The sequence below is a fragment of the Actinomycetota bacterium genome, assembly GCA_035765775.1.
Lineage (GTDB): Bacteria > Actinomycetota > CADDZG01 > JAHWKV01 > JAOPZY01 > DASTWV01.
The window spans coordinates 104833-129212 of record DASTWV010000043.1; the positions used below are offsets into that span (position 1 = coordinate 104833).

The window sequence follows — 24380 nt, forward strand, 5'->3', positions numbered from 1 at the left end:
CATTTGTCCCACTGCCCGGGACACAAGTCCCCGACTTCAGCCGAGGGGCGGCATGCGTGGACCCCGAGCGATGGCATGGGTCCGGGTGCCCCTTGACCGGCAAGGTTTCGTATCAGAGCCCGGACTGCATTGCCGGACCGAGTTCTGGGGGCGATTTTCCGCCTAAACGACGGCAAAAAGTCCCCAGAACTTCCCTCGAAATCGGCTAACGTCCCGAGCGGGACCGCACCACCCCGGCCAGGACGGAGATGAAGCGGGGGTCGTCGTTCGGGGAGGCGGTGCGGCGCAGGTCGATCCCCAGCTCGGCGGCCTTCTCCACGCACTCGACGTCGATGTCGTACAGCACCTCCAGGTGGTCGGCCACGAAGCCGATCGGCGCCACCACGGCCCGCTTCCCCCCCCGGCTGCAGAACGCCGCCAGCGAGGTCAGCACATCCGGGCCCAGCCACGGCTCGCCGGTGTGGCTCTGGCTCTGGAAGGCGAACTCCCAGTTCGGCGCCCCGGCCACGGCGGCGATCAGGCCGGAGGAGTCGAGCAGCTGGTCCTGGTACGGGTCGCCGTCGGCCAGGATGCGTTCGGGCAGGCTGTGGGCGCTGAAGAACACCCGGGTGGTGGTGTCCTCGGCGTCCCAGTCGCCCAGGGCGGCTCTCAGGTTCTCGGCGGCGAAGCGAACGAACCCCGGGTTGTCGTACCAGAAGGGGATCATGTCGACCCGGAAGGTCGCCCCGATGGCCTCCGTGGCCGCCCGCAGGCGCTGCTCGTAGCCCCCGATGCTCATCTTCGAGTAGTGCGGAGCCAGGACCAGGCCGATGACGCGGTCGTGGCCGTCGGCGGCGATCTGCTCCACCGCCTCCCGGACGAAGGGATGCCAGTGCTTCATGCCCACGTAGGTCTGGTAGCCGTCGCCCAGCTCATCGCCCAGGGCGGCGGCCTGACGTTGAGTGATCTGGGGCAGGGGCGACAGGCCCCCGATGCGCTCGTAGCGGGCGACGAGGTCGGCCAGCGCCTCGGGCGAGGGCTTCCGCCCGCCCCGGATGTCGGTGTAGTACGCCTCCACCTCGTCGGTCGAGCGTGGGCCGCCGTAGGCCATGCACAGCACCGCCGTGCTCATTGCGCCGTCCTCTCGTGCACCCGGTCGACCAGGAGCTTGAGGTTGTCAAGGGGCGAATCGGGCAGCACGCCGTGGCCCAGGTTGAAGATGTGCCCCGGGCGGCCGGCGGCGGCGGCGAGGACGTCGTCCACCCGCTGGGCGAGAACCTCGGGGGGCGCCAGCACGGCGGCTGGCTCCAGGTTGCCCTGGACCGCCCGGCCGGGGCCGATCCGCTCCCAGGCGGCGTCGAGCGGGATGCGCCAGTCCACGCCCACCACATCGGGGGGGATTGACGGGGGCCCACCGGGCGAGGCCATCTGATCGAGCAGCGTCGCGGTGTTGGTGCCGAAGTGGATCCGGGGGACGCCGAGGGAGGCCGTGGCGTCGAAGATCGTGGCCACGTGGGGCGCCACGAAGGCGGCGTAGTCGGCGGGCGACAGGGCGCCCACCCAGCTGTCAAACAGCTGCAGGGCCTGGATGCCGGCCTCCACCTGGGCGCCGAGGTAGTCGATCACCATCGTGACCAGGCGCTCCATCAGCTGGTGCCAGGTGGCGGGCTCGGTGAACATCATTGCCTTGGTGCGGGTGAAGTCGCGGCTGGGGCGGCCCTCGATCAGGTAGCTGGCCAGGGTGAACGGCGCCCCGGAGAACCCGATGAGCGGGGCGACCCCCTCCAGCTCCCGGCGGGCGATCCGGATGGCGTCGAGGACTGCGGGGACCGACTCCCGGGCCGGGATGGCCGTCAGGGCGTCGATCTGGGCCGCCGAGCGGATGGGGTCGGCCACCACCGGGCCGACGTCCTCCACCAGCTCGAAGCGCACCCCGAGCCCGGCGAGGGGCAGCATGATGTCGGCGAACATGATGGCGGCGTCCACCTCCAGCACCTGGAGCGGGAGGAGGGTCACCTGGGCGCACAGCTCGGGGCGCTTGGTGATCTCGACCAGGCCGTAGTGCTCCCGCAGCTCCCGGTAGGCGGGCAGCGAGCGGCCCGCCTGGCGCATCATCCACACGGGGGTGGCATCGACCGGGCGCCGGGCGCAGGCGTCCAGGAAACGCCGGGCGCGCGGAGGGCCGGCCAGCGGTGCAGCGGTCGGGGTGGAGGGGGAAGCGGTGGCGGCGTCGGTCGTCACGGAGCCTCCACCTTACCAGGGCCCCCGCACGGCCCTGGGGGCCCGGCGAGCCCGGCGGCCGGTCAGTCCCGTCCGGGCGGGACGAGGCGAGAACCCACTCGAGGTCGAGGCAGCGCCGCCGCCGGCGCCGGGTAGAGCTGGCCAGAGATCAGGTATTTGTGCATGGGTGGACATGATAATCCTGTTCGGCCATGCACAAAAAGGACCTGGCGGGGGCCCGAACCCAGGGGCTAGCCACTCGAAACAGCGACCGGGCTCCGGCCACCCCGAAGCTTCAGCGCACGAGCTCCAACAGGTCGGCGCTCGCCGCGGCGAGCGAATCGTAGACCCGGGGTGCCCCGCTCAGCGCCTCGGGCTTGTGGGTCGTCGCTACCGCCACCACCGACATCCCACCCCGCAGGGCCGCTTGGATACCCACGGGCGCATCCTCGACCACCGTGCACGCCGCCGGCGCGGCGCCCAACGCCCGGGCCGCCTTCAGGAAGCACTCGGGATCCGGCTTGCCCTGGGTGGTGTCGTCGCCGCAGACCATCACCGCCGGGGGCTCCACGCCCGCGGCCGCCAGCAGGGCCGGGCCGTAGCGCCGCCGAGCGGAGGTGACCACCGCCCAGCGGTCGGGGGGCAGGGCGGCCACGAGGGCCTGCGCCCCGGGCATGGCGACCGCCTTCGAGGTCCCCTCCTCCATGAGGCGCTCGAAGCTCTCCAGGGCCTCGACCACCCGGGCGGGCGGGGCGTCGACCATGATCGAGGCGATCACGTCCTCCGGCCGCCGTCCGTGCAGGTCCCGGGGGAACTGGGAGCGCTCGATCCGGTAGATCTTCGCCCAACAGGTGTAGGCGTAGCGGTAGGCCTCCAGCGACTCGATGAGCACGCCGTCCATGTCGAACAGGAGCACCCGGCGCTCAGCCATCGGCGCCGTCATCCCCACCCCCACTGCGGGCGTACTCGGTCAGGATGTCCAGCCAGCGCAGGAGGGCGCCGCACCGGGGGCACTCGGAGGCGTCGCGCTCGACGTCGATGAAGGCGATGTCCCGGGGCGCCAGCTCGAGGCGCAGGCGGTCCACCAGCTCCGCCTCGGTCGGTTCCTCGTCCTCGGTCAGCATGCCCTCGTCGGCCATCCACGAGGCCAGGCCGCGGGTGTCGATCTCCTCGTCGAGGCGGCGGGAGTGGGCCGGGACAAAAGCGGCGGGGATCCAGAACTGGATCTCCTGGCCGCAGCGGTGCCGGATGCCCAACATGATTGCGCGTGATTCGTCAGCCACCCCTTCATGATGCCCCCATTGCTGGCCGAGTTGTCCCCGGAGGGCTCCGAGGTGGCGGTGGTGCCGCCCACCGGGCAACCTTTCGGGACGCCAGGCAGTCTGTATGGTCGTGAGGCAGACACCGACCACCGCAACCCTGGGGCCGACGCTGGACCCCTCAGATGCCGCTGAGGCGGCCCCCGGCGGCTCGTTCGGCGCCCTGTACGCCGAGCACCGATCCCCCGCCCTGCGCCTGGCCTACCTGCTGTGCGGGGACACCGACCGGGCCGAGGAAGCCGTCGCCGAGGCCTTCTGCCGGGTGTACCCGCACTGGCGGAAGGGCCAGGTGGCCGACGCCGGCGCATACATCCGGCGGGCCGTCGTCAACGAGCTGCGCAGCCGGGGCCGCCGCCGGGTCCTGGAGCTCCGGGAGGAGCGCCGCCGCACCGTGGACCGGACGACCCTCGAGGACGTCGCCCAGCAGGCGGTCGAGCGGGACCGCATCCGGATCGCCCTTGCCGCCCTGCCCATCCGCCAGCGCGCGGCGGTGGTGCTGCGGTTCTACGAGGACCTGCCCGAGGCGCAGGTCGCCGCCGCGCTGGGCATCAGTGTCGGCACGGTGAAGTCATCGGTGTCCCGGGGGCTTGCCCGCCTGCGGGGGGCACTCACTGACGAACAACGAGAGGAAGACGCATGACCACCTTCGAGGAACACCTGTCGCACATGCTGCACACCGTCGCCGACGAGGTGGCGCCGGGAGCCACTCTCGACGACCGGGTGTGGTCCGGGCTGGTCCGGCCCCGCCCGGCGTCCCGCCGGCCGCTCGTGGTCGCCTCGGCGGCCGCCCTGGCCCTAGTGATGGCCGCCGTGGCGGTAGCCCGCCCCTGGGACGCCAGGAGCACCCCGGTGCGCACGCTGGGAGGCGGGTCGCTGGCGGGCGCCGGCCCCGACACCTGGACCGGGATCCCGAAGGCACCGGTGGCGCCGAGGAACCAGTTCCTCGAGGCGTGGACCGGGTCGCAGATGCTGGTCTGGGGCGGCGATGCCGGGACCTCCGAGCTCGCCGATGGTGCTGCTTTCACCCCGGCGGCCGGGACCTGGGACACCATCCCGGCCGGCCCCCTGCCCGCCACGGCTGGGCCCGTGGGGGCCTGGGACGGATCGGAGCTGCTGGTCTTCGCGGGAAACCCAACGCCGGCGACCAGCCCCGGTGCCGCCTACAACCCCGCCACGGGCAGGTGGCGATCGCTGAAGCCGTTCCCGCTGGGGGCCGTGGGCGACGCGGGCAGCTACGCCGTGTGGACCGGGTCCCGCCTGCTGGTCTGGGGCTTCTTCGGCAACGACGCCCGCAACTCCGAGCGGGGCACCACTGACACCCGGGCGGCGGAGTTCGACCCGTCCACCAACACCTGGACCGAGACATCGGCCGCCCCGGTGGCGGCGCCGATCTTCGGGGACGGCTTCTGGACCGGCGCACAGCTCCTGGTCTATGGGCAGGTGGGCACCAGCGGCTCGAGCGCCGGGCAGCCCCAGCTGGTGAGCTACACGCCGGCGACGGACGCCTGGCAGGTGCTCCCCGCCCCGCCGTCGCCGGTGACCGGGGGCGGGGCAGCCGCGTGGACGGGCACGGAACTTGTCGTCGGGGGGGGCAGCGAGGGCGGTCCCGGCCTGCTGCCCAATGCCGCTGCGTTCAACCCGGCGACGGGCACCTGGCGCACCCTCCCGGACGCACCGGAGGGCTTCACCGGGAACTGGCGTTACCGCGACCTCTGGACGGGGACGGACGTGCTCATCCTGGACGACGGCGACGCTCAGGGCCGGCCCCTGCTCTTCAACCCCGCCACCGACACGTGGCGCTTCGGGGCGGCCTCACCGGTCCCCGGGCGCACCGACGGGCCGGCGGTGTGGGACGGCACCGCGGCCCTGGTCTGGGGCGGCGGCCGTTCGCAGGCAGAGGGAAGCACCACCCCGGCCACCGTTGATGTGGCCCCGACGCCCGGGGCGAGCCCGGCCCCGGCGACCTTCCCCGCAGGGACCCCGGAGGGCACGTCGTGCTGTACCAGCGTGGAGCAGGGGTACTCCTACACGCCCCCGTCGTAGGGCGGCGTCGTAGGGTGGCGGCGTGGTCCGGCCGCTCAGAAATCCATCCGGCCGGCGAAATGGGCGCCCACGTCGGGCCGCACCAGTTGGTACAGAGCCACCCGGTGGCCACCGGGGCCGGTGAACGAGCAGCACGGCCCGTGCGGGATCTCGAAGGTGCGCTCCTTCGTCCACCCCTGGGCCTGCAGGGCGGCGAGGGAGCCTTCGAGGTCGGCCACCCGGTACACGAGGATCGCCCGGTCGCCCTCCAAATGGTCCGCCAGCAGCACCTGGGGCGGCCCGGCGCTCAGTTCCACCATGGCCACCCGGGTGCCCATGGCATCGATGGCGAATACCAGCCGGCCGCCGAGGACATCGCAGAACCAGGCGGTGTCGGCCGCCACGTCGGTGCTCGGCGTGTACAGGAAGTCGAGCTGCTCAAACGGGGGCGCCACCGCCCAGAAAGCCTACGGCAGGTCCGAGGCGGGCGTGGTGGCCGGGGCGGTGAGTGGGGCGGTGAACGGAGAGGTCGTGACTCTCTGAGACGGGGCCAAGCCGTGTCTCGATCGGCGCCACTCAACTACAACCACCACATTGCCGATCTTCACGGTGGAGGTTCGGATCCAGCCTCAGAAGCCTGTGTTGGCATTCTTGCTACCCAAGCATTGGGGTCGGAGCTGATGCTGAAGCCCAGGGTCCCTGATTGGTCGTATTGGCAAAAGAAGGCGGTCATGCTCGGACCATCTGCTGATGGACGCTACCTTTTCGACTCATCTTATGGAAGGGGTTCCATCTGTTGGTCCTGCCCCAAGCGGACACGCACTTGTGAAGCGCCTTAGAACTGTTCAACAGAGTGCTCCCGTGAGCCGGTGGAAGCGACTTGCACGGGCCTACCTGGCGGGATTACCGGCCATTTTATTTTGGTACGGTGTGCTGCTGGTGCGTCACGACTACTTCGGCATGATCCTAGTGCCATTCATTGGGTTAGCGTTATTCGGGTCTGTGTATATCTACATCAGATGGCATTTTCGACCTCCCAAACAACGCGACCCTAGGTGACGCGCTCTGTCAGGTTGAAGCCGGGCCCGTTGCAGGTAACTAAAGGGGAATTACTCGGGGAAAGACTGCCGGCGCCAGTGGTCCGGTGACCACGACGGTGCCTTGGGTCCTCCCCTTCGCTCCCTTCGGCGTCGGGTCCCCCTACATCGACCCCCGGCCGGTCGACCTTGGTACCTACGGCAGGTCCGAGGCGGGCGTGGTGGCGGGGGCGGTGAGCGGGGCGGCCGGCAGGACCAGGCGGTTCCCGGCGTCGTCCAGGATCCCCCGGGAGACGGTGACCGCCACCTCCGCCCCCGGGGCGGGCGCCGAGGCGAGCACCAGGTCGACGACGGCGTCGGCCGTGCCGGTGCAGGTGGCCAGGGCCACATCGACGGGCGATCCGCCGGCGGTGACCGAGAACTCGCCCAGATTGACGCTGGAGCACGACACCGGCTTGGAGAGCAGGACGGCGACGACGCTCGACTCGCCCGAGGCCAGGATCCGCTGCACGGCGGGGGGCTGGGAGTTGACCACCAGGGTCTGGGTGGCTACCGGCGAGGTGGCGCCGCCGGTGTCGACGGCCTCCAGGGCCACGGTATGCGGCCCGTCGGGGAGGCCCGGCGCCTGGTAGGACCAGGAGACCGGCTGGCCGACCGGGGCGGTCGGCGAGCAGACCGGGCACGACACCCCGCCGGCGGTGAACGGCCCGCCGTCCAGGCTGGCCCGGATGCCGGCCACGCCGCCGTCGGGGTCGGTGGCGCTCCCGGTGAACGTCGGGCGGGGGCTGGAGGTCGTCGTCCCCGGGGCCAGGGCGAGTTGGAGCGTCGGGGCCTGGTCGGCGGCGGTCGCCACGAGGCGGGGCGTCGCCACCGGGTTGCCGGCGGCGTCGGTAGGGCCGGCGGCGCCGGCGGGGCCGGACGCAATGGTCACGACCACCTGATCGCCACCCCGGGGGGCGGCGTCGAGGGTGAGGGCGACCGACGCACTCGACGCCCCGGGGCACGCCAGGCTCTCAACCACCACCGACCGGTTCGGGCCGGCGGTGATCGAGAACTGCCCCGCCTGGAGCGACGAGCACGCCAGGGGCTTGGAGAACGTCGCGGTCATGGAGACCGATCCGCCGACGGCGGTCAGGGCAGCCGGCTTGGGCGCCACCGTGTCGACGGTGAGGGTCTCGGTCACCGCGGCCGAGGCGGTCCCGGCGTTGTCCACCGACTGGAAGGCCACCGTGTGCGCCCCGTCCGCCAGGCGGAGCGGCGACTGCCAGGTCCACTGCTCGGGAGCCCCGAGGGCCCCGGCCGGGCCGCAGGCCGTGCAGCCGATCCCGGCCCGGGAGTACGGCGCCCCGTCCACACTGGCCTGCACCGATGCCACCGTCCCGTCCGGATCGGTGGCCGACCCCTGGTACGACGGCCGGGCCTGGTCGGTGAGGCCCCCGTCGGGGGCGCCGGCGGTCATCGACACCGAAGGCCCGACGTTGGTGGCCGTGGCGCCGATGGTGTGGGCGGCGGTGAAGTGGTTGCCCGGCACGTCGGTCGGCCCGCCTGAGAGGACCGTGACGGCCACCGGGTCCCCGCCCCGGGGCGGGGAGGCCAGCGTCAGGGCCACAGTGGCGTTCGACGGGCCGGCACAGCTCACCGAGGCCACGGCGTCGTAGCGGCCGCCCACCATCACGCTGAAGCCCGAGGGCTGCAGCGAGGAGCAGGCGAGGGGCTTGGAGAAGGTCATGGCCAGCGCCGCCTGGCCGCCGGTGGCGGCCAGCCCGGCGGGCGCCGGTGGGACCGTGTCGATGGAGACGGTCTGCGAGATGGGCGCCGAGGCGGTCCCGGCGTTGTCGGTCGACTGGAACGCCACGAGGTGGGAGCCGTCGGCCAACCTGAGGGGCGATGCCCACGTCCAGCTCACCGGCGCCGCAAGACCACGATTGGCCCCGCAGCCGGGGCAGGAGACCCCGGCGGCCGAGAACGGCCCGCCGTCCACGCTCGCCTGGATGCCGGCCACGGTGCCGTCGGGGTCGGTGGCGCTGCCCTGGTAGGCGGGCCGCGCCTGGTTGGTGGGCGCCGCCGCCCCCGGGCCGCCGGCCAGGGCGAGGGCCGGGGCGGCGTTGGATGCCGGGGCGCTGATCGAGCGGTCGGTGCCGAAGTGGTTGCCGGGCACGTCGGTCGGCCCGCCCGAGTAGGGCTCGGCCAGGGTGACCGCAACGGCGTCGCCGCCCCGCGGGGGGACCGTGAGGGCCAGAGTGATGCCGGTCGCAGACGACCCATCGCATGCGATTGATGCCACCGGGTCAACGTGGGCGCCCACGAGGACGCTGAAGCCCGACGGCTGGAGCGACGAGCACGCCAGCGCCTTGGAGAAGGTCATCGTGACTGCGCCGGCACCGCCGGTCGCCGACACGGCCGTGGGCTTGGGCGGCACGGTGTCGATGGTGACGGTCTCACTGGCCGCCGGCGAGGACGCCCCGGCGTTGTCCACCGACTGCCATGCAAGCGTGTGGGCACCATCGGCCAGCCGGGCCGGGGGCCGCCAGGTCCACGACACCGGGGCGGCGAGCCCGCCGGCGTACCCGCACCCGGGGCAGGAGACCCCGGCGCTGGAGAACGGCCCGCCGTCCACGCTCGCCTGGATGCCGGCCACTGTGCCGTCGGGGTCGGCGGCGGTGCCCTGGTAGGCGGGCTGGGCGTTGGCGGTCAGGGCGGCAGGGGCGGTCCCGCCGCTCACCCCGAGGCCGGGCGCCACGTTGGCAGCTGCGGCGGTGACGGTCCGGTCACCGGTGAGGGCATTGCCCGCCTCGTCCGACGGCCCGCCCGAGTAGGGGCTGAGCACGGTGACCGCCACCCGGTCGCCGCCCCGGGGCGGCAGAACCACGGTGAGCGACACGCCCTGGGCCGCCGTGCCGGCGCAGCCCACGGCGGTGACCGCCGAGAACCGGACCCCCACCACCGCCGAGAAGTCGCCCGGCTGGAGCGTGGAGCACAGCATCGGCTTGGAGAAGGTGAACCCCAGCGTGGTGCCGGCCCCCTGGGCGGCGACCGCCGCCGCCTTCGGCGCCACCGTGTCGACGGTGAGGTGCCGGGTCAGCACGGTCGAGTCCCGCCCGGCGATGTCCACGGCCTCGATCGTGAGGGTGTGTGCCCCGTCCGCCAGGGGAGCCGGCGGCTTGAAGCTCCAGGTGACGCTGCGCCCCCCGCATCCGGTGCAGGTGACGCCCGCCGGCGCGAAGGCCCCCCCGTCGATGCTGGCCTGCACCGCCACCACATTGCCGGTGTCGTCGGCTGCGGTCCCCTGGTACTGGGGTACCCGCTGGTTGGTCTTGACGCCGTCGGGCAGGCCCGCCTTGGCCCCACCGGCCAGGGCGATGGTGGGGGCCGACGTGTCGAGTGCGACCTGCATGTAGCGCGACCAGACCCGGGCCGGCAGGGTCCCGCCGCTCACCTGCGGCACACCCTCCACGTTGAGCAGGGGCTTGTTGGAATTCATGTAGCCCACCCACACGGCGGTCGCCAGGGTGGGTGTGTAGCCCACGAACCATGCATTGTCGAAGTTCTGGGCGGTGCCGGTCTTGCCGGCGGCCGGCTGGCCGATGCTGGCGGCGGTGCCGGTGCCCCGGACGATCACCTGCTGCAGGATCGAGGTCTCCTCGCTGGCAATCGAGGGCGGGAGGGCCTGGACGCCGCCGGCGGGCCCGTTGGCCAGCACGGAGGCACCCCTGGTCACCGAAGTCACCAGGGTGGGCGCGTGGTACACGCCATTGTCCGCCAGCGTGGCATAGGCGGAGGCCATCTCCAGGGGGGTCACCCCGGCGCTGCCCAGTGCGAGGGAGGGCACGGCGGGCAGGAAGGACTGGCATACCGGTGTCCCGGCCGGCCGGCACCCCACCTGGGGCGGCACCACGTCGGCCGGGGCCGGGATGCCCATCTTGTGGGCGATGTTGACCACGTTCTGCGCCCCGACCTGGAGGATCAGCTGCGCGTAGACGGTATTGACCGAGTTCACCGTGGCGTTGAGCAGGTTGATTGACCCAAAGGATTCGCCCCCAAAGTTACTCACGCACCCGGGATTCCAACCCTTCGGGCACAGCCTTGACGGTCCGTTGTAAACCGCCAGCGGTGATATCCCCTGCTCCAGTGCAGCCGCCAACACAAACGGTTTGAATGCCGATCCCGGCTGCCGGCGACCAAGCGTGGCGACGTTGAACTGGGACGCCGAGTAGTCCTTGCCCCCGACGATCGCCCGGACGTAGCCGGTGGCCGGATCGATGGCCACGAGCGAGGAATCGGGGTCGGAGGGGCTGGAGAGCACCGCCTGGATGGACGCCTGGGCGGCGGCCTGCATGGCCGGGTCCAGGGTGGTATGGATCTGCAGCCCGCCGCCGTAGACCCGCTGGGCGCCGTACTGGGCCAGCATGGAGGTCCGCAGGGCGTCCAGGAACCAGGCATAGTTGGCATTGGCCGGCACCGGGGTGGCCAGAACCGTGGCGCTCGCCCGGGCCTGGTCCGCCTCGGTGGCGCTGACCTGGTGCAGTTTCTGCATGCGGCCCAGCACCCGGAGGCGGTCGGTGTTGGCCGCTGCGGCGTTGGTGGTCGGGGCGTCGGCGTCGGGCGAGTGGATGATGCCCGCCAGTAGGGCGGCCTGCGAGAGCGTGAGCTGGGACGCCTGCTCGCCGAAGTAGGTCTCGGCCGCCGCCTGGGCGCCGTAAGCACCGTCGCCGAAGTAGGCGGTGTTCAGGTAGTCGTCCATGATCTGGTTCTTCGTGAGCTTGCGGGTGAGCTCGATGGCCACCCGGGCCTCCAGCAGCTTGCGGGTCAGCGTTGGCTTGTCGCCCACGTAGGCGTCCTTGACGTACTGCTGGGTGATCGTCGAGCCGCCCTCGACGATCCGCCCCTGCTTGAGATCGGTGACTGCGGCGCGCAGGATCGACCGCAGGTCCACCCCGGGCTCGGAGTAGAAGCGGGCGTCCTCTTCGGCCACCACCGCTTTGGGCAGATAGGGAGAGATCCGGTCGAGTGGGACCGGTTCCCGGTTGATGGCGCCGTGCCAGGTGGCGACGAGGCTGCCGTCGGCGGCGAAGACCTTGCTGGACGCCACCGAGGCGGAGGGGAGCTGCTTGGGGACCGGCACCGGGCCGAGCAGCACGTAGAGCACGATCCCGGCGGCGATGATCCCACCCAGCACCAGGAGCACCAGCAGGGCGAGGATCGTGCCCAGCAGCGGGAGGTTGGCGAGGAACGCCAGCACACTCCAGAACCAGCCGCCCGCTTCGATCCCCTGGTGCGGCAGGGGGAGCGAGCTCCACGTAGTTTCTTTTCGATACGACCAGGCCACGGAGCCTCCGGGGGAACGGTGGACCCGAGGGGTGTGCCCCTTCAGGTTGGTGCGGAGGGCGACTACCTCGGCGAGTAGCGGTCAAGCAGTTCGCTGCTCAGCCTTTTCGTTGTCCCCTGCGTTCCCCCACCTGCACGTGCGCCCGCGCGGCGCACGGTGTCCCCTTCCCGGCCAGCGGCTGGACCGGTTGACCCGGCCCGCTTCCCGAGCCCGCCCGAGCCGGTGTCTCGGCAGCAAGCGCCAGCGCCCCACAGATCATCCCAAGCGGGACCAAAGCTGTTACCCAAACCAAAGCGAGCATCTGGCGCATTGTGGGACTAAATATACCCGTCCTGGGGCGAGCCCACACCTTCGTGTGGGCGGGCGAGGGCGCGGAGAAGAGTCCTTGACCATGCCCTAACGCGCATAATATCTGCTCCGACACCACATCTCAAATATTTTCTTTTTGTGGCATCATTTATGTGCCGATAGGCAGCCCGATAAGCCCGGCTCCAACACCTAGGAATGGCGCTCCGGCTAAGGCACGACCGACCCCGGTCGCCCCGCCGGCAACCAAACCGCCGCCAGGGCCAGCACGGCGACCCGCCAGAGGTGGGTGAGCTCCAGCCCCAGGGGGAGGGGCGGCCCCCGCAGTGGCCCCGAGCGTCGCCGGCCCCGCACCGGACAGGGAGCTCTAGGCAGGGGGCTGGAGCGCAGGGCCGGGAAGTGCCGCGCCCCGCCCGCAACCATGCCACGGTCAGCACCCGGGTCCGGGGGTCAGCTGGTCCAGCGCCACGGCCCCGAGGACCTGCGTCCCGGTCATCCAGTGGTAGGTGTGCACCGCGTCGTACTGCACCAGGGGACGATGACAAAGCCTCCCCCCTGGGAGAGGGCGCCCATCTTGAAGGCCACCCACACCAGGGCCGCCAGCCAGCACTACCAACGAATTCGGCCCCGGGCACCGACCTCCACCAGGCCGAACCCCACCAGGACCAGCGCCAGCCAGGCCGGCGAGGGCGGCGGCCAATGCCCCGGCGGCGGCGTAGGTCACCCACCGGGGGCGCCCCGACCGCGGCACGGACCCTACCCGGGCCCAGCCCAAGGGACAGGACCGCAGCGGCCCGCAGGGAAACTGCCGGAATGGCGCCGCCTGCGCCCGTGGCCGCAGCGAGAAGCAGATGCGGCGAGTGGCGGGCCAGGAAGGCTGCCGACCGCGCAAGGATGACCACCGGGGCCGGGCATCGATGAAGCAGGCCCCGCCCACCACCGCGCCCGCCAGCCCCGCGAGGCGCCCGGCGCAGAAGATAGCCAGCTGGGTGGAGGCGGGACCGGGCCGCAGCCCGGCCGCGGCGACGGCGTCCTCGAATCCCGGGGCCGAGATCCAGTGGCGGCCTTCGACGCACAGGGTGCCCAGCACTGCGACGGGCGCCGGTGGCCCCCCGAAGCCGGTGATCCCGATCCGCCCCCATTCCCGGGCGATGGTGGCGAGGGGGACCTGCGGCGACGTCGGCTCGGCGGGGGGGCTCGTGGGCACGCCAGCCCAGGAGGCGTGGGCGCCGATCTCGCCGCATCCCGCTCGATCCCGATGAACCATGGCTCGATCCCCCCCCGAACAGGCCACGCGGACATGGCCGCTGCGGCTATGAAAAACCACCCGTCCGGGCTATGGCTCCGCCGGGTCTGGCGCGGGAAAATCGTCCTGCACGCGTCCGATACCCGGACACGCCGCGGAGGCGCGGCGCCAAGACGGGAGTCATATGGCATGGTGATGGTCATGGGGACCGCAGAGGTAGTACGTCCCATTCGCGTGGTGGTCGCTGACGACCACCCGATGCTCGCCCGGGCGATCCACCTCCTGCTCGACGCCCACAGTGACATCGAGGTCCTCGCCGAGGTGGGCGACGGCCAGGCGCTCCTGGATGTGGTGGATGACCTGCTGCCCGACGTCGCCCTCGTAGACCTGGAGATGCCCCTCGTGGACGGCCCTGAGGCCATCCGGCGCATCCGTGAGGCGCACCCCCACGTGCACTGCCTCGTACTGACGGTCCATGAGGAGGAGTCCTACCTGCACCAGGCCGCCCTCGCCGGGGCTGCCGGGTACCTCCTGAAGGGCGCCTCCCCCGACGAGCTCGCCGAGGGGATCCGGGCGGTGGCGCACGGCAAGGCTGCCCTCCACCCCCTGGTCACCCAGTACCTGGTCCGCCAGGTGGCGGGCGTCAGCGAGGTGAGCGACTGGGAGCACGAGCCGCTCTCGCACCGGGAGATCGATGTGCTGAGCGCGCTGGCCGACGGCCTGACCAACCGGGCAATCGCCGCGCATCTCGGCATTGGCGCTGAGACAGTAAAGACCCATCTCGCCCACATCTACACCAAGATGGGGGTGAGCGACCGGACGCAGGTGGTCGCCGTCGCCCGGCGCCGTGGCCTGCTGCCACCGCCTGGCTGAAGCCCCTCCCCCCCGCCCAGTTGCGCCTTGCTCACTTAAGCTTCAGAATGTTCTGAAACTTTGTAAGGAGGTGAGGTGTGGCCGGGACCACCGCTCCTGCCATCCGGACCGAGGGCCTCTCGAAGCGATTCGGGTCCGTCCAGGCGCTCTCCGACCTGAACCTGGAGCTGGCGCCGGGCGAGGTCCTGGGGTACCTCGGTCCGAACGGGGCGGGCAAGACCACCACGATCCGCCTCCTTCTCGGCATGATCCGGCCGACCGCGGGTTCGGCGAGCATCTTCGGTCTCGACAGCCACCGGGACACCGTGGCGGCCCACCGCCGGCTGGCCTACGTGCCGGGCGAGGCCACCCTGTGGCCGTCCCTGACCGGCGAGGAGACGCTGCACCTGCTGGGCCGGGTGCAGGGCCAGGTGGACCCCGCCTACCGGGACGCCCTCATCGCCCGGTTCGCCCTGGACCCGGCGAAGAAGGTGCGGGCCTACTCGAAGGGCAACCGCCAGAAGGTGGTGCTGATCGCCGCCCTCATGGGGCGGCCCGACCTGCTGATCCTCGACGAGCCCACCAGCGGGCTGGACCCGTTGATGGAGCAGGTGTTCCGGGAGACCGTCCGGGAGGCTAAGGAGCGGGGCCAGAGCGTGTTCTTGTCCTCCCACATCCTGAGCGAGGTGGAGGCGCTGTGCGACCGGGTCGCCATCCTGCGGGCCGGGAGGCTGGTGGAGATGGGGTCGCTGGCCGAGATGCGCCATCTCTCGGCCCGCACCATCGAGGCCGAGTTCCCCGGCCCGCCCCCGGACGTGGCTTCGGTCGCCGGCGTCTCCGGGGTGGCAGTGGAGGGCTCCCGCCTGCGCTGCCAGGTGCAGGGTGACATGGGTCCCCTGCTGTCCAGGCTCGTCGACGCCGGCGTCCGGGGCCTCACCAGCCGGGAGCCGTCGCTGGAGGAGCTGTTCCTCTCCTTCTACGGCGCGGTGGGGGCCGGTGGCTAGACCCATCGCACGCCTGGTCGGCCGCCAGGCCATCCGGGGCGTGTGGGCCTGGGCAGCCGGCTTTGCCTTCTACATCGCCGGATCGCTCTCCGGATTCGCAGCCACCTACAAGACGGCCGCCGCTCGGGAGGGCCTGGCCCGCTCGTTCGGCGCCAACGCCGGCCTGCAGGCCCTGCTCGGACCCGCCCGCCACATCGATACCGCCGCCGGCTTCACCGCCTGGCGCTCGCTCGGCATCCTCGGGGTGGCGGGGGCGGTGTGGGGGCTGCTCACGGCCACCCGGCTGCTGCGGGGCGCCGAGGAGTCGGGCCGCTGGGAGATGGTGCTGGCGGGGCCCGTGACCCGCCGGCGAGCGACCGCCCAGGCCCTCGCCGGGCTGGCTGCCGCCTGGGGCGTGCTGTTGGCGGTCACCGCGCTGCTCACCGTGGGTGACGGGCAGAGCGTCCACCCGGCCGTGGCCGTGACCGCGGGCCTGTACTTCTCGCTGGCGGTGACCACCTCGGCGGCGATGTTCCTGGCCGTCGGGGCGCTCACCAGCCAGCTGGCCCGGACCCGGCGCCGGGCAGCGGGCATCGCCGGGGCGGTCCTGGCGGCCTGCTACGGCATCCGGCTGGTGGCCGACGGCGGCAACCACCCGTGGCTGCTGTGGGCGAGCCCGCTGGGCTGGGTGGAGAAGCTGCGCCCCCTCACCGGCAGCTCGCCCTGGGCGTTCCTCCCGGTCGCGGCCCTCACCCTGGCCGCCGCCCTCGCCACGGTGCACCTGGCGGGCGCCCGCGACCTGGGCGGCGCCACCCTGGCCGAGGCGGACACCGCCCCGCCCCGCACCGGCCTGCTCGGCAATCCGGCCGGGCTCGGCGTGCGGCTGCTGCGGCCCCTTGCTCTCGGCTGGCTGGGCGCCGTGGCCGGCCTGGGCTTCATCGAGGGGGTCGTGGCCAAGGGGGCCGGCAGCCAGACGGCGGTGCTGGAGAAGGCGCTCGGGCGGTTGGGCGCACACAACAGCGGGACGCTCGACTTCCTGGCGATCTCCTTCCTCACGATCGCCACCGTGATCGCCCTGGTGGCGGCGGGCCAGGCGGTGGCCAACCGGGACGAGGAGGCCTCCGGGCGGCTCGACAACCTGCTGGCCCGCCCCCTCAGCCGGGTGTCGTGGTTGTGGCAGCGCCTCGGTCCCCAGGCCGGCCTGCTCGTGGCTCTGGGAGTGGCCAGCGGGGTGGCGACGTGGGTGGCGGCGGCCACCCAGCACAGTGGCATCGGCTTCGGGGCGCTCCTCCAGGCGGGCCTGAACACCGTGGCTCCCGCCCTGTTCCTGCTCGGTGCCGGTGCCTTCGTCCAGGCGGCCGCCCCCCGCTACGTGGCGCCCATCACCTACGGGCTCGTGGCCTACGCCTTCGTGATCGAGTTCGTCGGCGCGGTGGTGCAGCTGGGCCACTGGGCGCTGGACACCTCGATCCTGTACCACCTGGCCCCGGCGCCCGCGGCGAGCCCGGACTGGACCAGCGCCGGGGCGCTCGCCGCCCTGGGCCTCCTGGCGGCCGCAGCCGGGGCCGCCGTCCTGCACCGGCGGGACCTGGTGGGCGGGTGAAGGGGGTGGCGGTCGAAGACTGGCAGGAACGCTTCATCGAGGGCGTCGTCACCTCGGCCGACATCGGTCTGGCTCCCAGCCTGGTGCGGGTCCTGGCGTGGCTGATCGTGTGTGAGCCGCCCCACCAGAGCGCCGAGGACCTGGCGGCCACGCTCGGGCTGTCCGCCGGGGCGGTGAGCTCGGCGACCTCGATCCTGGTCCGGGGGGGCCTTGTCTCCCGCCGGCGCTTCCCCGCCGACCGCAAGTTCCACTACGAGCTGCATCCCGACGGCTGGCAGCGCCTGCTGCAGAGCCGGCTGCAGGTGCTGGCCGAGGTGCGGCAGGTCGCCGAGGCAGCGCTGGCGGGCTCGCCGGCGCCCGGCCCCCGGCTGGCAGCGATGCGGGATTTCTATGCCGGCTGTGAGGCGGCGCTGGCGCCGTTATTGGGGGGCAACGGTGGCCGGGCGGGGAAGCCTGCCGGGAGGAAGAAGCCAGCCAAGGGCAAGCGGTAAGGCCTTGCCCAGCGGCGCCGGGCCGCAAGAACTCGACTACCCCACCCTTCGGCTGCCAGCCCCATCAGTGGAAGATATGGCCGATGATATCGGCGCCGATGCCGAAGCCGGCTCCCGACACCATTGCCCGGCCAAACCCGCTGTTCATGAAGCGGCCCATGCCGCCTCCCATGCCCCCTCCCATGCCGAGGCCGCCCATCATGCCGCCCATGCCCATCCCGCCAGGCGGGTACTGCGGCGGCTCCTGGTACTGGACCGGAGGTTGCTGGTACTGGACGGGCTGCGGTTGCGGGGGCGGGGGCGGGGCAGGCTGGGCCGCTTGCATCTCCTTGAGCACGAACTCGTGGATCGACTGCAGGAGAACGGTGGCCTGGTTCTCCTCCTCCTGGACGCTGAGGGCGATCTGCTTCAGGTCGAGGATCCATTCCTTGGCGTTCTGGTCGCCGGCGTCCACCGCCGTCTGAAGCTTCTGAGCGAGGGCCTTGAGGGCATCGATGGTGTCCTCGCTTTCTTTCTGGAGCTGCTGGAAGTTCTGGTCGATGGTGTCGGGGTCCATGTTGCCTCCTCGCTTCCCGCCCGCCTCATCGTAGACATACCATGGCGGGGATGGCGGACATCAATGCCTGGAACCAGCAGCTGATGGCCACCTTCCGGGCGACCGGGGGCAAGGTGGGCGGGAACTTCGAGGACGTCCCGCTGCTGATCCTGCACACCATCGGGGCCAAGACCGGCGAGCCCCGGGAGAACCCCCTCGTCTACCAGGCTAAGGGAACCGGGTTCGTGGTGTTCGCCTCGGGCGGCGGGGCGCCCAGGGATCCCGACTGGTTCCACAACCTCCTGGCGTTCCCCGAGGCGGTGGTCGAGGTGGGCACCGAGGCGATCGACGTCGTGGCCCGGGTGGCCGAGGGTGACGAGCGGGACTACCTCTGGGACCTGCAGCGGCGCATCATCCCGGCCTTCGCCGACCAGCAGGCGGCCACCAGCCGCACCATCCCGGTGGTGGTGCTGGAGCGAGCGGCAGCCCCCTGACGGCGGTGATCCCCCGGGCGCCGTCAGCTGAACGGGGTATGCGGGCGCTCGACCGGCACGCCGTCCAGGGTCAGGTCCACCCGCTCGTTGAAGAAACAGGCCAGGCCGGCGATCTTCTGCGACTCGGGCAGGGGGGCGCGGTACATCCAGACCAGGTCGGGATGCACCTGCTCACCCACCACCACCGAGAAGTAGCTCGCCGCCCCCTTGTACGGGCAGTGGGTGACTTTGTCCGATGGCCGGAGCAGGTCCATGCGCACGTCGGTGAGCGGCAGGTAGTAGCGGGGCGGGAGGCCGGTCTCGAACAGGATCCGGGGCTGGCGGGAGTCCGCCAGGATGACCCCGTCGCGTGCGACCTGTACGTGGCGACTGCTGGCCAGGATGTCCACCCGGGAGTAGGGATCCCGGGGGTGGGTGTACACCGGCTCATCCTCCTCCAGCCACTCGTCCATGGCTCCCCAGGCCAGGCGCACGGCGCCGGAGACCTCGGGGGTGGCGAGGTAGCGCCGGGCGGCCCCGGGGGCCGTCGCCGTGGCGGTGGCGACGTCGTAGACGGTGGCATCGCCCAGCCGGGGTGACTGCTCCACCGCTCCGGTGGGCGTCAGGGTGGCCTGCACATCCCCGGCGGGCAGGTAGTAGGCCGGATAGTGGGGGTTCTCCCACACCAGCAGCGGGTGCAGCGTATCGGCCACGACCTGGCCGCCCAGGTACACCCGGACCCGCTTGAGCCCGGTCTCCACGCGCACGTGATCGGTCATCGCCCCTCCTTCGCTGACGGCCCCGCCTGTACGAGACCGACGACCTCGTCGTCGGGAACCTGTTCGAAGTCGTGATACCAGAACCCGATGGCGAGGAACCGGGCGGGGCGGTGCAGGACGACGATGGCGTCGGCCAGACCGGCGAGGCCGGCGACCACCTCGGTAGGTGCGACTGGGGCGGCGACCACCACCCGACCCGCACCTTGCGCCCGCAGAACATCGATGGCCGCCCTGACCGTGGCCCCGGTGGCGATGCCGTCGTCCACCAGGACCACGGTGCACCCGGCCACGCCGGGGGCCGGCCGGTCGCCCCGGTAGCGGCGCACCCGGCGGTCCAGTTCGGCCTGCTCCCGAGCGGTGATGGCATCCACCTCATCCGGGGTCAGCCCCAGCTCGGCCACCAGGGCATGGTTCAGCACCCGGGTCGGCCCTTCGGCGAGGGCCCCGAAGCCGAGCTCGGGCTGGCGGGGGGCGCCCAGCTTGCGAACCACCAGGACCCCGAGCTGGGCACCCAGCGCCCGGGCGACCGGGGCCGCCACCACCACCCCGCCCCGGGGCAGGCCGAGCACGATCGGATCGGTGAGGTGCAGCGCCGCCACCGCCCCCGCCAGCTGGCGGCCGGCGTCGGTGCGGTCCCGGAACGGCGCCTCAGGCAAGCGGCATCGTGCGCACCCGCCGGCCCGTCGCCCGGAACAGGGCGTTGGCGATGGCGGGTGCCACAGCCAGGATGGGGGTCTCGCCCCCACCGGCTGGGGGCACGTCCCGGCGGTCGATGAGGATGGCCTCGACGTCGCCCACGTCCGAGAACCGGGGCACCCGGTACTGGCGCAGGCTCGGGTTGCAGATCTCGCCGTCCTCGAAGGTGACCGCCTCGAACAGGGCGCCGCCCAGCCCCATGATGGCGGCCCCCTCCACCTGGCGGGCGAGGTTCTCCGGGCTGACCACCGCCCCGGCATCGAAGGCGGTGACCAGGCGGGGCACGGTAATCGCACCCTCGCCGGTGACGGCGATCTGCACCGCCGTGGCCACGTAGGCACCCTTCTCCACACCGCAGGCGATCCCCACGGGACCGTCCGGCCAGCCGATGGCCTCGGCGGCGGCGGAGAGGACGGCGGTGAGCCGGGGATCGGGCAGGTGGCGCAGGCGCAGCTCGACGGGGTCGGCGCCCAGGCGGTGGGCCAGCTCGTCGATGTGCGACTCGCGGGCGAAATGGTTGGCGGTGGCGGCCAGCGCCCGGTACGACCCCTGAGCCAGCGGCGACTGGGCGGGCTGGGAGACCAGGCGCTGGTTCGGGATGGCGTACGGGCACCCGATCCCGGGCGACCCGGCGTTGATGGTGGTGACCTCCCAGGCGGTGAGCGCGCCACCGGCGGCTGCAGTGCGGATGTCGATGACCGCCGCCGGCCGGAAATAGGACGAGGTGAACTCCTCCCGGCTGCTCCAGCGCACCTTGACCGGTCGCCCGGCAGCCCGGGCCAGGCGGGCCGCCTCGAGCGCGACGTCCGGGCGGTGCTTGCCGCCGAAGCCGGTCCCGGTGTCGGGCACGATCACCCGCACCGCCGTCTGGGGAACGCCCATCGCCTCAGCCAGGGCTTCCCGGACCGCGAAGGGGCGCTGGGTGCCCACCCAGACGGTGAGCCGGCCCCCCTCCCAGGCCGCGAGCGCCGCCCGGGTCTCCATGGGGACGTGGGCCAGGTAGGCCGTGCTGTAGGTCGCCGCCAGGGTGACGTCGGCGGTTGCCCGGGCGGCGTCCACGTCGCCGTCCTCGTGTGTGAATCCCCGGTCCCAGCCCTCGCCGGCGCTCAGGTGGGTGCGCAGGTACTCGGTGAGAGACTCGCTGACCCCACGGCCGGAGACCGAGGGCTGCCGGTCCCAGCTGGCCCGCAGCCCGTCCAGCGCCCGCCGCGCGGCCAGCCGGTCGGGGGCCGCCACCGCCACGAAGCCGTCCTCGTGCACGGCGACGACGCCGTTCATGGCATCCACGGCCGCCAGATCGACCGACGCCAGCGTCGCCCCCGCCGCCGGCGCCCGGAGCACCGCCCCGTGCAGCATCCCGGGCAGGTGCACGTCGGTGGCGAAGCGCTTCGCGCCGGTCACCACATCGACCGCCCCCACCGGGCCGGCGGCGCGGCCGGCCACCCGCCAGCTGTCCGGAGGCGTCACCCGGGGCTGGCGGGCGTGCACCACCAACCGGAGGCCCCGGACGAGGTCGCCGTAGGGCGCCTCCTCCCGCCCGGCCGCCAGGGTGCGCAGCTCCTCCCGCGCGGCTGCCGCCACCGCCTGGATGGCCGGTCCGGCCTGGGGCATCGAGAGGGACCCGAAGGTGCCCTCGTCGTAGGGGCAGAGATCGGTATCGCCCATGACCAGGCTGACGCTGGAGGGGGCGACGGCGAGTTCCTCAGCCGCCAGCAGCGTGAGGGCCGTACGCGTGCCCTGCCCCACCTCGACCTTGCCGATGAAGGCCGTGACGTGCCCGTCGCCGCCCACGTGCAGCCAGGCCCCCGGGCTCGGCGCCCACTGGCCGGGGCCGGGCGGCCGCGGGTCCAGCACCACGACGAGGCCCTCGGGGAGGACCGAGAACCACTCCCGCTCCTCACCGGCGGCAAGATCCCAGGGTGAGGCGGGACGGGGGAGGTACGGCGCGGGTGGCGCCGCGGCGGGCGTCGCCGCCTGGCCGGCCCGCTGCACCGCCTCGAGGATCCTCGGGTAGCTGCCGCACCGGCAGATGTGGCCGTTGAGGGCCTCCCGGATGGCCGCGGGGTCCGGCTGGGGCATGCGTTCGAGTAGCGCAGCCGCCTCGACCACCATGCCCGGCGTGCAGTAGCCGCACTGGAAGGCCCCGGCCTCGGCGAAGGCGCCGGCCACCGGATGCAGCGTGCCCGGCGGGCTCAGCCCCTCGGCGGTCACCACCGCCCGGCCGTCGACTTCGGCGGCGGGCGTCACGCACGAGCGGACCGGCCGGCTGTCGACCAGGACGGTGCACGCCCCGCACACCCCCTCGCCGCAGCTGTACTTGGCGCCGGTGAGGCCGAGGTGCTCGCGCAGCAGTCCCAGGAGGGACTCGTCGGGATCGACATCCAGGGTGCGCCGGACGTCATTGACGGTGAGGCGGAGCTGCCTCAGGACGTGCCTTTCTTAAAGTACCGGCCCGGATGGGTCAGCCAGTAGAAGTTCATGTCATAGCCCCAGCCGTAGGACCTCGGCGTGAACAAGCGGGGATCGGCCGGATTCCACATCCGGCTCTTCACCCGGGCCGCCGTGGGCTTGCGCCAGTCGTAGGGCATGCCGAGGAACTTGCCTTGAGGATCGGGAATAGGATCGGGAATGGGATCGGGACTGGGATCGGGAACCGGGCCATCCGCCATCGTGCTTCCAGTGTGCCACGCAAGCTGCCGGATCTGGCTGCTACTTGGCCATCCGGATCGACAGCTTGCCGAAAGCCAGGCCGACCCGGCTCAGCTCCTCGAGGTGCTGGGCCGCCAGGGAGGCGAGGGCGCGCTCCCCGGCCTCGGTGACCGACAGGCGCACCCGGCGGTGATCCTCGTCGTCCCGGTCGCGCCGGACCAGCCCGGCCCGCTCCGCCCGGTCCACCAGCTGCACGGCGCTGTGGTGGCGCAGCAGGAGGTGGTCGGCGACCTCCCCCACGGTGGGCGCGTTCCCCGCCGGGTGGCCTCGGACGGCCAGCAGCAGCTGGTGCTGGGCGGCGGTCAGCCCTCCGGCCCGGGCCCGCTCCTCGCTCCAGCGCAGGAACCGGCGCAACCCGTCCCGGAGTTCCAGCAGCTGGCGATAATCCTCGTCGGTGACGTCCCGGTGACGTTGCATACCTCGAGTGAGTATATCCTAACAAGATATGTTGAAAACCCCCTTCCGCTGGGCCGCGGGCCGCGCGGGCACGACCGAGGAAGCGGCGCGCTTCTGGCTGCTGGTCCTGGTGGTCGGCCTCATGTCGGGGCTGGCCGGCGGCCTGTACGTCGAGGCCCTGCGCGCCTTGACCCGGGTGCTCGGCCCGCAGCACTGGGCGCGCGCGACGCATCTCGTCCTGTTCGGTGTCGTGGGCGGCGCGATCGGCGTGCTGACGCTGCTGCTCGGCAACCCCGGCGACGTCGAGTTGCTGGTGGACAACATCCACATCCAAGGAGGCGCCGCCGACCTACGCAAGCTGCCGTCGCTGATCCCCATCTCCCTGCTGGGCATCGCCACCGGCAGCGCCATCGGGCCGGAGGCGCCGCTGGTGCAGACCACCGGGTCGCTGGGCAGCTGGATCGCCCGGCGGGGCAAGGTCTCGGTGATCGAGGCCCGCTCGCTCACGATCACCGGCATGGCGGCGGGGTTCACCGTGCTGTTCGGCACGCCGCTCGGCTCGGCGATCTTCGCCCTGGAGATCCTCCACCGCCGGGGCCTGCAGTACTACGAGGCCCTCGTGCCCGCCGCCCTGGGCTCCCTGTCGGGCTACGCCGTCTACGTCCTCACGACCCATCTCGGCCTCACCCCGATCTGGCACTTCCCCGAGGTGCGGGCGCTGCATGCCAGCGCCCTCGGCATCGCTGTCCTTGCCGGGGTCGCCGGGGCGGCGATCGCCTACGCCTTCAGCTACCTGACCACCTGGCTCCGCCACGGCTTCCGGCTGCTCCCGGTGGCCCTGCGCCCGGTGGCCGGGGGGCTCGCCCTGGGCGGGCTGGCGTGGATGAGCCCCTACGCCCTCACCTTCGGGGAGGGCCAGATCCAGACCCTGGTCAACGGCCGGCTCCTGGTGAGCACCCTGCTGGTGGCCACGCTGGCGAAGCTCCTGGGCTCGTCCACCATCGTGTCGTCCGGGTGGCGGGGCGGGTTCATCATCCCGCTGTTCTTCATGGGGGCGGCGCTCGGCAAGGCGGGCGCCTCCGTGCTCCATGTCGATGCCACGGTCGCCATGCTGTCCCTGATGGTGGCCGCCAACGTCGGGGTCACCAAGACCCCCTTCGGCTCGGCCCTCATCGTGGTCGAGATGGCGGGCGTGCGGATGTTCCCGCCGGTGCTGGCCGCCTCGCTCATTGCCTTCTTCCTCACCAGCCAGGTGTCGTTGATCCACACCCAGCGCGCCCGGGAGGGGGCCTTCGCCCCTGAGATCCACAGCCGCGACCCGAACCCGGGGGGCGGCGCCGACCGCTACGCCGGGCCGCCGGCTTGACCCCGTTCCGGAGGTTCACACCAGTGCCCAGGCACCGGCCGA

20 protein-coding genes and 1 pseudogene are annotated in these 24380 nt (G+C 72.4%); 8 read left to right on the plus strand and 13 right to left on the minus strand.

What is annotated here, in order from left to right:
- Positions 1-205 precede the first annotated feature (205 nt).
- The 4 genes from hemH to VFW71_09895 all read right to left on the minus strand — a co-directional run bounded on the left by hemH (position 206) and on the right by VFW71_09895 (position 3482).
- Complete coding sequence (gene hemH, locus VFW71_09880; protein HEU5003072.1) at positions 206-1111, minus strand: ferrochelatase; 906 nt, start codon at positions 1109-1111, stop codon at positions 206-208.
- Entirely contained in the window at positions 1108-2169 is a 1062-nt protein-coding gene (hemE, locus tag VFW71_09885) for a uroporphyrinogen decarboxylase (GenBank protein HEU5003073.1), read from the minus strand. Before hemE ends, hemH begins: the two co-directional genes overlap by 4 nt.
- Before the next feature lie 325 nt (positions 2170-2494).
- Positions 2495-3130, minus strand: coding sequence for an HAD-IA family hydrolase (locus VFW71_09890; protein ID HEU5003074.1), 636 nt, complete (start codon positions 3128-3130; stop codon positions 2495-2497).
- Complete coding sequence (locus tag VFW71_09895; GenBank protein HEU5003075.1) at positions 3123-3482, minus strand: hypothetical protein; 360 nt, start codon at positions 3480-3482, stop codon at positions 3123-3125. Before VFW71_09895 ends, VFW71_09890 begins: the two co-directional genes overlap by 8 nt.
- 109 nt (positions 3483-3591) lie before the next feature.
- Here VFW71_09895 and VFW71_09900 point away from each other — a divergent pair, with 109 nt between their 5' ends.
- Together VFW71_09900 and VFW71_09905 are read left to right on the plus strand one after the other, a co-directional pair.
- Positions 3592-4158 carry a SigE family RNA polymerase sigma factor gene (locus VFW71_09900; GenBank protein HEU5003076.1) on the plus strand — a complete coding sequence of 189 codons (567 nt, stop codon included), beginning with the start codon at positions 3592-3594 and terminating at the stop codon, positions 4156-4158.
- A complete protein-coding gene (locus tag VFW71_09905; GenBank protein HEU5003077.1) occupies positions 4155-5561 on the plus strand; it encodes a hypothetical protein in 1407 nt (468 codons plus the stop codon). The genes VFW71_09900 and VFW71_09905 overlap by 4 nt, the downstream gene beginning before the upstream one ends.
- A gap of 35 nt (positions 5562-5596) precedes the next feature.
- Here VFW71_09905 and VFW71_09910 read toward each other — a convergent pair whose 3' ends face one another.
- The 3 genes and pseudogenes from VFW71_09910 to VFW71_09920 form a co-directional block, all read right to left on the minus strand.
- Positions 5597-5995 carry a hypothetical protein gene (locus VFW71_09910; GenBank protein HEU5003078.1) on the minus strand — a complete coding sequence of 133 codons (399 nt, stop codon included), beginning with the start codon at positions 5993-5995 and terminating at the stop codon, positions 5597-5599.
- Positions 5996-6773: 778 nt separating this feature from the next.
- Positions 6774-11903: a transglycosylase domain-containing protein gene (locus tag VFW71_09915; GenBank protein ID HEU5003079.1), complete on the minus strand. Its 5130-nt coding sequence runs from the start codon at positions 11901-11903 to the stop codon at positions 6774-6776.
- Between the two features lie 1234 nt (positions 11904-13137).
- Positions 13138-13476, minus strand: a pseudogene (locus VFW71_09920) (chromate transporter).
- A gap of 180 nt (positions 13477-13656) precedes the next feature.
- Here VFW71_09920 and VFW71_09925 point away from each other — a divergent pair.
- The 4 genes from VFW71_09925 (at position 13657) to VFW71_09940 (ending at position 17384) form a co-directional block, all read left to right on the plus strand.
- Positions 13657-14328: a response regulator transcription factor gene (locus VFW71_09925; protein HEU5003080.1), complete on the plus strand. Its 672-nt coding sequence runs from the start codon at positions 13657-13659 to the stop codon at positions 14326-14328.
- Positions 14329-14405: 77 nt separating this feature from the next.
- The gene (locus VFW71_09930; protein ID HEU5003081.1) at positions 14406-15311 is read left to right on the plus strand and encodes an ABC transporter ATP-binding protein; all 906 of its coding nucleotides are present in this window, start codon (positions 14406-14408) and stop codon (positions 15309-15311) included.
- Positions 15304-16893 (plus strand): ABC transporter permease subunit, encoded by a 1590-nt coding sequence (locus VFW71_09935; GenBank protein ID HEU5003082.1) that lies wholly within the window; start codon positions 15304-15306, stop codon positions 16891-16893. Before VFW71_09930 ends, VFW71_09935 begins: the two co-directional genes overlap by 8 nt.
- A gap of 5 nt (positions 16894-16898) precedes the next feature.
- Positions 16899-17384 carry a helix-turn-helix domain-containing protein gene (locus tag VFW71_09940; GenBank protein ID HEU5003083.1) on the plus strand — a complete coding sequence of 162 codons (486 nt, stop codon included), beginning with the start codon at positions 16899-16901 and terminating at the stop codon, positions 17382-17384.
- Positions 17385-17448: 64 nt separating this feature from the next.
- On the opposite strand, the gene VFW71_09945 is transcribed toward VFW71_09940, so the two are convergent.
- Positions 17449-17940, minus strand: a complete 492-nt coding sequence (locus VFW71_09945) for a hypothetical protein (GenBank protein HEU5003084.1) — start codon at positions 17938-17940, stop codon at positions 17449-17451.
- A 59-nt stretch (positions 17941-17999) separates the two neighbouring features.
- On the opposite strand from VFW71_09945, the gene VFW71_09950 reads away from it, so the two are divergent.
- Positions 18000-18413, plus strand: coding sequence for a nitroreductase family deazaflavin-dependent oxidoreductase (locus VFW71_09950; GenBank protein ID HEU5003085.1), 414 nt, complete (start codon positions 18000-18002; stop codon positions 18411-18413).
- Between the two features lie 23 nt (positions 18414-18436).
- On the opposite strand, the gene VFW71_09955 is transcribed toward VFW71_09950, so the two are convergent.
- Genes VFW71_09955 through VFW71_09975 form a run of 5 tightly spaced genes read right to left on the minus strand, consistent with a single transcriptional unit; the run spans position 18437 to position 22993 of the window.
- Positions 18437-19171, minus strand: coding sequence for a DUF427 domain-containing protein (locus VFW71_09955; protein HEU5003086.1), 735 nt, complete (start codon positions 19169-19171; stop codon positions 18437-18439).
- Positions 19168-19827, minus strand: coding sequence for a phosphoribosyltransferase family protein (locus tag VFW71_09960; GenBank protein HEU5003087.1), 660 nt, complete (start codon positions 19825-19827; stop codon positions 19168-19170). The genes VFW71_09955 and VFW71_09960 overlap by 4 nt, the downstream gene beginning before the upstream one ends.
- Positions 19820-22294 (minus strand): molybdopterin cofactor-binding domain-containing protein, encoded by a 2475-nt coding sequence (locus VFW71_09965; GenBank protein ID HEU5003088.1) that lies wholly within the window; start codon positions 22292-22294, stop codon positions 19820-19822. The genes VFW71_09960 and VFW71_09965 overlap by 8 nt, the downstream gene beginning before the upstream one ends.
- Entirely contained in the window at positions 22291-22536 is a 246-nt protein-coding gene (locus VFW71_09970) for a DUF5808 domain-containing protein (protein ID HEU5003089.1), read from the minus strand. The genes VFW71_09965 and VFW71_09970 overlap by 4 nt, the downstream gene beginning before the upstream one ends.
- Positions 22537-22576: 40 nt before the next feature.
- Positions 22577-22993, minus strand: coding sequence for a helix-turn-helix domain-containing protein (locus tag VFW71_09975; GenBank protein HEU5003090.1), 417 nt, complete (start codon positions 22991-22993; stop codon positions 22577-22579).
- Between the two features lie 28 nt (positions 22994-23021).
- Between VFW71_09975 and VFW71_09980 the strand changes: the two genes are divergently transcribed.
- Positions 23022-24338, plus strand: coding sequence for a chloride channel protein (locus VFW71_09980; GenBank protein ID HEU5003091.1), 1317 nt, complete (start codon positions 23022-23024; stop codon positions 24336-24338).
- Positions 24339-24380: the final 42 nt, after the last annotated feature.